Raw genomic sequence first — 10,287 nt, forward strand, 5'->3', positions numbered from 1 at the left:
CCGCGCGGTGGCCGCGGCGGGGCCGGGGCGGGTGCTGCGCTGCCCCAGGCCCGGCTGTGTCCGGCAGGGCCATGTCTGGCTGATCCGGCCCGGCGGCCCGCTCACCGACAGCCGTACCCTGCGCGCCGCCCTGGAGGAGGCCACCGACCGGCCCGGCCTCCCGGACGCGCTGTTCCGCTAGGCGCTCCGCTGGAAGTGTCGCGATGCGTTGTCGGCCGACTGCGGCGCCGTCGTGGCTGGTTCCACGCGGCGGAGCCGCATATCGACACAGCCGCGGCGGAGCCGCATATCGACACGGCCCCGCGCCCCTTCGGGGCGCTGCCCGAACCGCAGCGGACTTCCTCCGACCTGCTCAGGCCCTGTCCGGTGGACCTCGGCGCCTCGCCATCAGCGATGGGCGCCGCGGGCCCGTGACGGTCCGCCGGACAGGGGGCTAGGCCGCGGGCGCCGGGGCGAAGGCGGCGCGGTGTGCCTCGGCGAAGGCGCGGAAGGAGCGCGGAGCGCGCCCGGTGACCCGCTGGACGGTGTCGGTCGTCCGGTCCTCCGCGCCGTGCCGGATGTCCTCGTCGAGCCCGGCGAGCACCGCGGCGAACTCCGACGGGATCCCCATCGCCGTCAGCCTCTCCCGCAACTCCCCGGGCTCCACCGCGACATGGCGGGTCGGCCGCCCGGAGACCTCTGCCACGATGCGCGCCGCCTCCGCGTAGCCGAGCGCCTCGGGACCGGTGATGACGTGGTCCGTGTTGTGCGGGCGCTCGTCCAGCAGGGCGCGGGTGGCGACGGCGGCGATGTCCGTCGCGTCGACGAAGGCCACCTTGCCGTCCCCGGTGGCGGTGACGATCTCGCCGTCGCCGCGGATGGCATGGGCCACCGCATGGTCACCGGTGAAGTTCTGCATGAACCACGAGGGCCGCAGCACCGCCCACTGTGGAACGGTCTCCTTCACCAGCGCATGCAGCGCGCCGAGGCCCGTGGGTGCGTCGGCGACCGCGGAGGAGCTCAGCAGCACCACCCGTCGTACGCCCTGGGCGACAGCGGTGTTCAGGAACGGCTCGATCACGGGACGCGGCTCGGCCACCCCGAGGGGCGAGACGAGATAGATCCGCTCCACGCCCTCCAGCGCCGCCGCATGGCCGGCCGGGTCGTGCCAGTCGAACCGGACGGCCTCGCTCACCCCGGCCGCTGCCGCCGCCTCGGGCCGCCGGGTGGCGGCCAGCGCCCGCGTGCCCTCCGCACGCACCATCCGCAGCACCTTGGAGCCGGTGTTCCCGGTGGCGCCGAGGACCAGAACGGTGGGTTCAGCCATTGGTCCGGTCCTCCTCGGCGCCGAAGTCGACTTCGCTGAGCATCAGCGGATTCCAGTAGTCGCGGTACGAGGCGATCTCGCCGTCCCGGACGGTGATGACGGCGACGTACGAGGGGCGGAGCGGGCGGCCGGACGAGACGGCCACGGCGTCCATCGAGAACTCCACGATCAGCACCTCGGGGTCCTCGGTGCGATGGATGACCTGATGCGCGACGGCGCGCAGATCGATGTGGTCGGCGTAGTCCCGCACGTACTCGCGCACGGCCGCACGCCCCTCCAGCAGCCGCGGCCGGTCGGCCGGGGCGAAGGGGAACTCCATGGTGCCGTCGACGGCCCACAGATCCGCGAATCCCATCATGTCGTGGTCGAGCAGCAGTTCCTTCGCCCGCTCGAACACCTTGATGCGGTCATCCATGACGTACTTCCTTCTCGCAGGGTCATGCCACAATCAACGGACGGAACGGTACCGTCCCGTCCGCATATCATAGAACGAGACGGTACCGTCCTGTCCATCTGTTAATCTTGACGCCATGTCGGACACCAACCGGCGCCCCCCGAGCGGCGCCGCCACCCTGCGTGCGGACAAGACCGCCGCCATCGCCGAGGCCGTTCTGGACGAGCTCGCGGAGCATGGATACGGCCGGCTGTCGATGGAGGCCGTGGCCAAACGGGCCGGAGTGGGCAAGAGCGCCCTGTACCGGCGGTGGCCTTCCAAGCAGCGGATGGTCATCGCGGTCGTGTCGGAGCTGAGCGTCGCCCTGGTCGAGGAGCCCGACACCGGATCCCTGCGCGGCGATGTGCTGGCCGCACTGCACGCGGTCGCCGACTGGCTGACCCATCCGCGGTTCTCGCGGATCCTGCCGGACCTGATCGCCGAGGCGCAGCGGGACGAGGAGCTGTTCCAGGCCCTGGCCCGCTGCGTCGGCGAGCCGCGGCGCGCCCGCGCCATCGGCCTGCTGGACCGGGCGACCGAGCGCGGTGAGCTGCCGCGGGACCTCGACCGCGAGCTGGCGCTCGATCTGCTCGGCGGGCTGGTCTACTGGCGCGTCTCGGCCCGTGGGGCGGTCCTGGAGCCCGGCTACTTCGAGCGCGCCGCCGATATGGCGCTGCGGGCCCTGGGCGCCCGGCCGCGCGGGAGTGACGGCGCCGCGCGGGAGTGACGGCGCCGCGCGGGGAGTGATGGCGCCGCGCGGGGAGTGACGGCCTGCGCGGGGCCGAGGGCGTACGGGACGCCAAGGTAGCCGGGCGCCACCTTGACGAGGCTCCTCTCCACCGGGCGTCTCCTCCGGATGGGCCGGAGAACAGGGCATGGCGGTGCGCGGCCGCGCATCATCGCTTAGTGACGAGCGGTGGTGAGCCGCCGCGCGTCCTCGACCCTAGGAGCCCCCATGTCTACCGGCCTCTCCGTCCATATCGGACTCAATCAGGTCGACCCCGCCGTGTACGACGGCTGGAGCGGTGAGCTGGGCGCCTGTGAGCAGGACGCCGTCGACATGGCAGGGATCGCCGACGCCGCGGGGTTCGATGTGACCGACCCGCTGCTGGGCCCGGCCGCCACCGCGGAGACGGTCACCGCCACCCTGGAGGCCGCGGCCGGGCGGCTGGCCGAGGGGGACATCCTCTTCCTCACCTACTCGGGCCACGGCGGTCAGGTGCCCGACCTCAACCATGACGAGACCGGGGACCGGCTCGACGAGACCTGGGTGCTCCACGACCGGCAGTTGGTCGACGACGAACTGTTCGAGCTGTTCGGCAAGTTCGCCAGGGGGGTGCGGATCTGGCTGCTCTCCGACAGTTGCCACAGCGGCACCGTGGCCCGGCGGCTGCCCGAGATGCTCAGCGCCCAGGAGCTGGACCGGCGGTTCAGCACCGCCGATCCCGCGGAGGTCGGCCGCAGGATCCGGGCCATGCCCCAGTCGGTGCAGTCCGCCGTCTACCGGCGCGACCGGGACGCCTACGACCGCATTCAGAACACCCGTACCGCCAAGGACCGCGCCAAGATCGACGCCAGCGTGCTGCGGATCTCCGGCTGCCAGGACAACCAGACCTCCGCCGACGGGATCGTCAACGGCCTGTTCACCGCCACCCTGCTCGAGGTCTGGCGGGGCGGTGCCTTCGCGGGCAGCTACCGCGGACTGCACCGGGAGATCGTCAAGCGGATGCCGCCCGACCAGACGCCCCACCTCTTCCAGGTGGGTGCGCCGAACTCCGCATTCGCCCGGCAGCGGCCCTTCACCATCTGAACCGGGATCTGTAGCGTGCCCGCGTCATACCCGTGTGCGGCGGCCCGCCGAGCGAGGTATGACAGTAGAAGGGCACGGCGAGCCGGTGAGGTGCCGGTATGACCACGCATGACCGTGTTGACCAGGAGGACGAGGCGGGTATCGGCAGCATGGCGACCGCCTCGGGAGGTGTGCTCGATCTGCTGCGGGTCGCCGCCGTGGCGCTGGACGTCGAGGGGCGGATCGCGCTGTGGAGCCCGGAGGCCGAGCAACTGTTCGGTTATCGCGCGGCCGAGGCGCTGGGGCGCCGCGCCGACAAGCTGCTGGTCCACCCGAAGGACCGGCGGGCGGCCGTGGAGCTGTTCGCACGCGTACGGGCCGGTGACACCTGGGCCGGCCTCTTCCCGGTCCGCCGCCGGGACGGCTCCACCCTGAAGGTGGAGTTCCACACCATGGGCCTGCGCGACGCCCACGGCGAGGGCTACGCGCTCGGGCTGGCCGCCGACGAGGGGACCGTACGGCGGCTGGAGACCGATCTGGCCGTATCCGGCTTCCTGATCGGACAGTCGCCCGTGGGGCTCGCGGTGTTCGACACCGAGCTGCGCTGGCTGCGCGCCAACCCGGCCCTCCAGCAGATGAACTCCATCCCCGAGCCCCAGGTGCGCGGCCACCGCCTCGGGGAGGTGCTGCCCGGGCTCGACGTCGAGGCCATCGAGGCCGCCATGCGGCATGTGCTGGAGTCCGGTGAACCGCTGCTGGACCAGCAGAGCATCGGCCGGACCCCCGCCGACCCCGACCATGACCACGCCTGGTCGGAGTCGTACTACCGGCTGGAGGACCCCAGCGGCCGGATCCTGGGCGTCGCCGTCTCCATCATGGACATCTCCCGGCGCCACCGGGAGACCAGCGAGATCGCCGAGGCGCGCGAGCGGCTGGCCGTGATCGCCGACGCCAGCGTCCGCATCGGCACCACGCTGGATCTGCGGCAGACCGCCCAGGAACTCGCCGATGTGACCGTGCCCCGGCTCGCCGACCTCGCGGCCGTCGACGTCCTGGACTCCGTGGTGCACCGCGAGGCCACGCCCCGGGTGTGGGCCGACGGCTCCGCCCGCTTCCGGGCGCTCGCCGTCGCCGCCGGCTACCCCACCGAGGCCGTCCACGCGGCGGACCCGGTCGGCGAGATCGCCCACTACGAACCCACCCGGCTGATCACCCAGTGCGTCCGCGAGGCCCGGCCGATCCTGGTGCCGCACGTGACCGAGCAGGACGTACGCCGGATCGCCCGGAACGACGACGCCGCCCGGGTGCTGCTGCGCGAGGGCGTGCACTCCTACATCGCCGCCCCGCTGATCGCCCGCGGCAGTGTGCTCGGCACCCTCAGCCTGCACCGCACCATCAACCCCCGGCCGTTCGACGAGGAGGACCTCACCCTCGCCTGCGAACTGGCCATCCGCGCCGCCCTGTGCATCGACAACGCCCGGCTCTACGCCCGCGAACGCGACGCCGCGCTCACCCTCCAGCGCAGCCTGCTCTCCCAGCAGCCACGCGATCTGGAGGGCCTGGAGATCGCCTCCCGGTATCTGCCCGCGGTCAGCGCCGCCGGCGGCGACTGGTTCGATGTGCTGCCGCTCCCGGACGGCCGGGTCGGGCTGGTGGTCGGCGACGTCATGGGCAAGGGCATCCACGCCGCGGCGATCATGGGCCAGTTGCGCACCGCCACCCGGGCCTTCTCCCGGCTCGATCTGCCCCCGGCCCAGGTGCTGTGCCATCTCGACGAGATCACGCCCAGCCTGGGGGAGTCCATCGCCACCTGCCTCTACGCGGTCTGCGATCCGCGCACCGGGCGGTGCGAGATGTCCACCGCCGGCCATCTGCCACCGGTGCTGGTGCAGCCCGGCGGCGAGGCCGAGCTGATCGACATCCCCACCGGCGCACCACTGGGCGTCGGCGGCGTCCCCTTCGCCTCGGTGGAGCGGGAGCTGGCCGAGGGGGCGCTGCTGGCCCTGTTCACCGACGGCCTGGTGGAAAAGCGCCATCAGTCCATCGACGTCGGACTGCACACCCTGGTCCAGTTGCTGCGCCGCCACCAGGGCCCGCTGGAGCGGATCTGCGACCAGGTGCTGGCCGCGCTGCACGGGGCGCCGGACGACGATGTGGCCCTGCTGCTGGCCCGGCTGCGCAGCCCGCGCCTGCCGGAGACGTCCCTGGTTACCGTGGAAGGTGGCTGAAGAAGGGCCGGCACATCACCCACCCCATCGATGAAACCACGTCCCGATGGCTCAGCTCGCCCGCCGCTTCACCGTAGTGACCGCCCTGGTGGCCGTAGCCCTGGGAACCACGGCCTCCCTCGCCGGCGCCGCTGAGCCGCCGCACCCCAGGCCCACCCCCAAGGTCGCGGTCATCGGCACCGGAGGCACCATCGCGGGCGTCAGCAAGTCCAAGGTGTCCTTCGACGACTACGAGGCGGGCAAGCTCCGGGTGTACCGGCTGGTCAACGACCTCAGGCCCGAGGTGAACCGGATGTGGTCACCACCGGCACCGACACCATGGAGGAGTTCGCCTACTGGCTGGACCTGACCGTCCGCAGCGACAAGCCCGTAGTGCTCACCGGCGCCATGCGGCCCTGGACAGTGGTCGGCTCCGACGCCCCGGCCAACCTCTACAACGCGATCCACCTCGCCGCCGGCGGGCGCACCACCTGCTTCGGCACCGTGGTGATGCTCAACGACCAGATCCACGCCGCCCGCGAGGTGCGCAAGTCCGACCCCCTGCGGCTGAACGCGTATCGCAGCGGCAGCAGCGGTGAACTCGGCGTCATCGACCAGAACCACATCCGCGTCAACCGTGCGCCGGCCCGGGTCGAGCAGTGCGGCAAGCCCGCCTGGAAGACCCCGTTCGACCTCGACCGGATCGCCCGGCGGCCACTGCCCAACGTCGACATCGCCTACAGCTACCAAGGCGCCGGACCCCAGGCCATCAAGGCGTTCGCCGACGCCGGGGCGAAAAGGATCGTCACCGCGGGCACCGGCGCGGGCGGCCTCTCCCCGGCCATGACCGAGGCCCGGGACGACGCCGTCAAGAACGGGGTGGTCATGGTCTCCGCCTCGCGCACCGGCTCCGGCGCGGTCTACGACCCCGGTGTCCACCGCGTCATCGGCGCCCAGGACCTGACCCCGCAGAAGGCCCGGCTGCTGCTGCTTCTCTCGCTCGCCACCACCCATGACGAGCATCGGATCCAGACGTGGTTCCACACCCTGGGCACCGGCCAGTTCACGGCCCGTCCTCAGGGTGCGGCGGAGCTGCCGCGGAATGTGGCGCGGTAGGCGCTCGGTGACACCCCGAGGGCGGTGTGCAGATGCTGCCGCAGCGAGGCGGCGGTGCCGAACCCCGCGTCGGCCGCGATCCGGTCCACCGGCAGATCGGTCTCCTCCAGCAACTGCCGGGCGCGCTCGAGGCGCCGCTGGGTCAGCCACTGCACCGGGGTCATCCCCACTTCCTCCCGGAACCGCCGGGAGAAGGTCCGTACGCTCATCGACTCCCGCTCGGCCAGCTCCCGCAGGGTCGGCGGACGGTCGAGCCGGGTCAGCGCCCAGGCGCGGGCCGCGCCGGTGGAGCCGCCGCGCTGCTCCGGCACCGGCCGCCGGATGAACTGCGCCTGGCCGCCGTCGCGATGCGGGGCCACCACCGAGCCGCGGGCGACCTCGCCCGCCACCGCCGCGCCGTGGTCGCGCCGGATCATATGCAGGATCAGATCGATACCGGCGGCGTCCCCGGCCGAGGTCAGCACCTCGCCCTCGTCCGCGTAGAGCACGTCCGGGTCGAGCGCGACGGCCGGGAACAGCTTCCGGAACCGGTCGGCCTCCTGCCAGTGGGTCGTCGCCCGGCGCCCGTCCAGCAGCCCCGCGGCCGCCAGCACGAACGCCCCCGTGCAGATCGAGGCGATCCGGGCGCCGGGGCGGATCCGGGCGAGGGCGACGGTGAGCGGGGCGCCCAGGCGGCCCTCGGTCTGTGGCTCGTCCGGTTCATTGGCGGCCGGGACGAGCACGGTGTCGGCCTCGGCCAGCGCCTCCGGACCATGCGCCACCCGCATCGTGACGTCGGAGTCGGTGCGCACCTCACCGGGGGCCGGCGCGCAGGTCACCACCTCGTACAGCGGCTCACCGGCGGCCGATACGGCCCGGCCGAACAGCCGGTGCGCCATGCCCAGCTCGAACGGCAGCAGCCCATGGCGCACCAGCACCGCCACCCGATGGCGGCCGGGGTGAGCGAAGACGGACATGGCGCGATTCTCGCAGCCGCCGAGGATCCGGCCATCACTTCTCGGCCCGGCCCATCACTTCTCGGCCCGGCCCGTCACTTCTTGGCCCGGCTCGGCTGCACCCGCCTCGGCTCGCCCGCCATCTTCGGATGCTCCGGCGGATAGGGGAGGTCGCCGAGCCCGTGCTCCCGCTCGTCCCGCGTGGCCAGCTCCAGCGCGGACTCCAGGCGGAAGGCGTGCTCGTCCATGTCCGCGTGCAGATCGCCCAGCTCGCGGTAGCGCACCGGCATGGTGGCCAGGTCGAAGTCGCGCGGCCGGGCGTCGGGGACCTCCTCCCAGCGCAGCGGCGCGGAGACCGGGGCATGGGGGCGGGGGCGTACCGAGTAGGCGCTGGCGATGGTGCGGTCCCGGGCCGTCTGATTGTAATCTACAAAGATCTTTTGGCCGCGCTCCTCCTTCCACCACTTGGTGGTCACCCGCTCCGGGGCCCGCCGCTCCAGCTCCCGCGCGATCGCGATCGCGGACCGCCGCACCTGGGTGAAGGTCCACTCGGGTGCGATCGGGACGAAGACGTGCAGCCCCCGGCCGCCCGAGGTCTTGGGCCACCCGCGCAGCCCCAGCCCGTCCAGCACCTCGCGCAGCTCCTGCGCGGCCCGTACCGCGTCCTCGTAGTCGGTGCCCGGCTGGGGGTCGAGATCGATCCGCAGCTCATCGGGGTGTTCGGTGTCCCCGCGCCGCACCGGCCACGGGTGGAAGGTCAGGCTGCCCAGATTCGCCGCCCACACCACGGCCGCCGTCTCGGTGGGGCAGATCTCGTCCGCGTGCCGCCCGCTGGGGAAGGCGATACGGCCGGTCGGAATCCACTCCGGGAGGTTCTTCGGGGCCCGTTTCTGGAAGAACGACTCCCCGTCGACCCCGTCCGGATAGCGCTCCAGCGTCGTCGGCCGGTCCCGCAGCGCCCGCAGCGCGCCCTCGCCGACCGCCAGGTAGTAGCGGGCGAGGTCCAGCTTGGTGAACCCGCGCTCCGGGAAGTACACCTTCCCGGGGTTGGTCACCCGCACCGTGCGACCGCCGACCGTGAGCTCCACCGACTCTGCCATACGGCCACGCTAGGCCCGCCCGCCCGAGGCCGCCTCCCGGCGGGCGCGCGGCCCGCCACGGGAGCACAATCGGACATCATGGACCTTCCGGTGATGCCTCCCGTCGAGCCGATGCTGGCCAAGGCCGTGGCCACGATCCCGCCCGGGATGCGCTACGAGGGCAAATGGGACGGCTTCCGGGCCATCGTCTTCCGCGACGGGGACGAGATCGAGATCAGCAGCCGCACCACCAAGCCGCTCACCCGCTACTTCCCCGAACTGGCCGAGGCGCTGCTCGCCAACCTGCCGCCGCGCTGCGTCCTGGACGGCGAGATCGTCATCGTGCGCGGCGGACGGCTGGACTTCGACGCCCTGCTGGAGCGGATCCACCCCGCCGACTCCCGGGTGCGGCTGCTGGCGAAGAACACGCCCGCCAGCTTCGTCGCCTTCGACATCCTCGCCCTCGGCGACGCCTCGCTGCTGGACACCCCGCTCAGCGAGCGCCGCGAGGCGCTGACCGAGGCGCTGCGCGACGCCCGGGACCCGGTGCATCTCGCCCCCTGCACCGACGATCTCGACGTGGCCCGGCAGTGGTTCGAGAGTTACGAGGGGGCGGGGCTCGACGGCGTCGTGGCCAAGAGCCCCGACCTGCGCTACCGACCCGGCGAGCGGGTGATGGTCAAGGTCAAGCACGAGCGCACCGCCGACTGTGTGGTGGCCGGGTACCGCGTCCACAAGTCCGGCCAGGGCGTGGGCTCGCTGCTGCTCGGCCTCTACGACGCCACCGGCCGGCTCCAGCACGTGGGCGTCAGCGCCGCCTTCACCGCGCGCCGCCGCCAGGAGCTGCTGGCCGAGCTGGAGCCACTGGCCATGGAGACCGTCGAAGGCCATCCGTGGGCCGACTGGGCGCGCGAGGAGGCCCATGCCAAGGGCCGGATGCCGGGCGCGCCCAGCCGCTGGACCGGGGTCAAGGATCTGTCGTGGCTGCCGCTGCGCCCGGAGCGGGTGTGCGAGGTGGCCTACGACCATATGCAGAGCGGCCGCTTCCGGCACACCGCCCGCTTCCGGCGCTGGCGGCCGGACCGGGAGCCCGGGCAGTGCACCTACGAACAGCTCGAGGAGCCGGTCTCCTACGATCTGCGCCAGGTGCTGGGGTCCGCCCCGGGCCCGTAGCCGCTAAACGCTCCGGGGGAAGTGTCGCGATTCGTCGTCGGCCGACTGCGGCGCCGTCGTGGCTGGTCGCGCCCGCGCGGCGGAGCCGCACATCGACACAGCCCCGCGCCCCTTTCGGGGCGCTGCCCGAACCGTAGCGGACTTCCGCTGACCTGCTCAGCCGCCATGCGTCACCGCTTGCCGCCCCGGGCCGGGTGCCTGGCCATCCGTGCGAACCAGTCACGTGCCACCTCGGCGGCCTCCTCCAGC

Annotated in this window: 11 protein-coding genes and 1 pseudogene; 8 read left to right on the forward strand and 4 right to left on the reverse strand. The window is 72.7% G+C overall.

All coding sequences use genetic code 11. The annotated features are described in order from the left end of the window. Positions 1-181: pseudogene (locus tag KN815_RS41110) on the forward strand (hypothetical protein); the annotation flags it as partial. A 14-nt stretch (positions 182-195) separates the two neighbouring features. After that, positions 196-414, forward strand: coding sequence for a hypothetical protein (locus KN815_RS41115; RefSeq protein ID WP_216346892.1), 219 nt, complete (start codon positions 196-198; stop codon positions 412-414). A gap of 19 nt (positions 415-433) precedes the next feature. On the opposite strand, the gene KN815_RS41120 is transcribed toward KN815_RS41115, so the two are convergent. Together KN815_RS41120 and KN815_RS41125 are read right to left on the reverse strand one after the other, a co-directional pair. Then, the gene (locus KN815_RS41120; protein ID WP_216346893.1) at positions 434-1,306 is read right to left on the reverse strand and encodes an NAD(P)H-binding protein; all 873 of its coding nucleotides are present in this window, start codon (positions 1,304-1,306) and stop codon (positions 434-436) included. Further along, positions 1,299-1,721: a nuclear transport factor 2 family protein gene (locus KN815_RS41125; RefSeq protein WP_216346894.1), complete on the reverse strand. Its 423-nt coding sequence runs from the start codon at positions 1,719-1,721 to the stop codon at positions 1,299-1,301. Before KN815_RS41125 ends, KN815_RS41120 begins: the two co-directional genes overlap by 8 nt. A 115-nt stretch (positions 1,722-1,836) precedes the next feature. Here KN815_RS41125 and KN815_RS41130 point away from each other — a divergent pair, with 115 nt between their 5' ends. From KN815_RS41130 to KN815_RS41145, 5 genes are all read left to right on the forward strand, one after another. After that, positions 1,837-2,466 carry a TetR/AcrR family transcriptional regulator gene (locus KN815_RS41130; protein WP_216346895.1) on the forward strand — a complete coding sequence of 210 codons (630 nt, stop codon included), beginning with the start codon at positions 1,837-1,839 and terminating at the stop codon, positions 2,464-2,466. Between the two features lie 228 nt (positions 2,467-2,694). Continuing rightward, complete coding sequence (locus tag KN815_RS41135) at positions 2,695-3,549, forward strand: caspase family protein (RefSeq protein WP_216346896.1); 855 nt, start codon at positions 2,695-2,697, stop codon at positions 3,547-3,549. Positions 3,550-3,647: 98 nt separating this feature from the next. Next, entirely contained in the window at positions 3,648-5,756 is a 2,109-nt protein-coding gene (locus tag KN815_RS41140) for a SpoIIE family protein phosphatase (protein ID WP_216346897.1), read from the forward strand. Positions 5,757-5,802: 46 nt separating this feature from the next. Beyond that, positions 5,803-6,105 carry a hypothetical protein gene (locus tag KN815_RS51135; protein WP_253209568.1) on the forward strand — a complete coding sequence of 101 codons (303 nt, stop codon included), beginning with the start codon at positions 5,803-5,805 and terminating at the stop codon, positions 6,103-6,105. Beyond that, complete coding sequence (locus tag KN815_RS41145) at positions 6,051-6,851, forward strand: asparaginase (protein ID WP_253209569.1); 801 nt, start codon at positions 6,051-6,053, stop codon at positions 6,849-6,851. The genes KN815_RS51135 and KN815_RS41145 overlap by 55 nt, the downstream gene beginning before the upstream one ends. Here KN815_RS41145 and KN815_RS41150 read toward each other — a convergent pair. Both KN815_RS41150 and ligD read right to left on the reverse strand, forming a co-directional pair. Continuing rightward, positions 6,812-7,807, reverse strand: coding sequence for a GlxA family transcriptional regulator (locus tag KN815_RS41150; protein ID WP_216346898.1), 996 nt, complete (start codon positions 7,805-7,807; stop codon positions 6,812-6,814). The genes KN815_RS41145 and KN815_RS41150 overlap by 40 nt on opposite strands. Before the next feature lie 74 nt (positions 7,808-7,881). Beyond that, complete coding sequence (ligD, locus tag KN815_RS41155; protein WP_216346899.1) at positions 7,882-8,886, reverse strand: non-homologous end-joining DNA ligase; 1,005 nt, start codon at positions 8,884-8,886, stop codon at positions 7,882-7,884. Positions 8,887-8,964: 78 nt separating this feature from the next. Between ligD and KN815_RS41160 the strand changes: the two genes are divergently transcribed. Next, complete coding sequence (locus KN815_RS41160) at positions 8,965-10,038, forward strand: ATP-dependent DNA ligase (RefSeq protein WP_216346900.1); 1,074 nt, start codon at positions 8,965-8,967, stop codon at positions 10,036-10,038. The last annotated feature ends 249 nt before the right edge of the window (positions 10,039-10,287 follow it).

Source organism: Streptomyces niphimycinicus, assembly GCF_018883605.1.
GTDB lineage: Bacteria > Actinomycetota > Actinomycetes > Streptomycetales > Streptomycetaceae > Streptomyces > Streptomyces niphimycinicus.

Excerpts from the sequence above, each read along its gene's own strand:
- KN815_RS41120 (WP_216346893.1), bottom strand. The coding sequence starts at position 1,306 with ATGGCTGAACCCACCGTTCTGGTCCTCGGCGCCACCGGGAACACCGGC.
- KN815_RS41125 (WP_216346894.1), bottom strand. The coding sequence starts at position 1,721 with ATGGATGACCGCATCAAGGTGTTCGAGCGGGCGAAGGAACTGCTGCTC.
- KN815_RS41130 (WP_216346895.1), top strand. The coding sequence starts at position 1,837 with ATGTCGGACACCAACCGGCGCCCCCCGAGCGGCGCCGCCACCCTGCGT.
- KN815_RS41135 (WP_216346896.1), top strand. The coding sequence starts at position 2,695 with ATGTCTACCGGCCTCTCCGTCCATATCGGACTCAATCAGGTCGACCCC.
- KN815_RS41140 (WP_216346897.1), top strand. The coding sequence starts at position 3,648 with ATGACCACGCATGACCGTGTTGACCAGGAGGACGAGGCGGGTATCGGC.
- KN815_RS51135 (WP_253209568.1), top strand. The coding sequence starts at position 5,803 with ATGGCTCAGCTCGCCCGCCGCTTCACCGTAGTGACCGCCCTGGTGGCC.
- KN815_RS41150 (WP_216346898.1), bottom strand. The coding sequence starts at position 7,807 with ATGTCCGTCTTCGCTCACCCCGGCCGCCATCGGGTGGCGGTGCTGGTG.
- ligD (WP_216346899.1), bottom strand. The coding sequence starts at position 8,886 with ATGGCAGAGTCGGTGGAGCTCACGGTCGGCGGTCGCACGGTGCGGGTG.
- KN815_RS41160 (WP_216346900.1), top strand. The coding sequence starts at position 8,965 with ATGGACCTTCCGGTGATGCCTCCCGTCGAGCCGATGCTGGCCAAGGCC.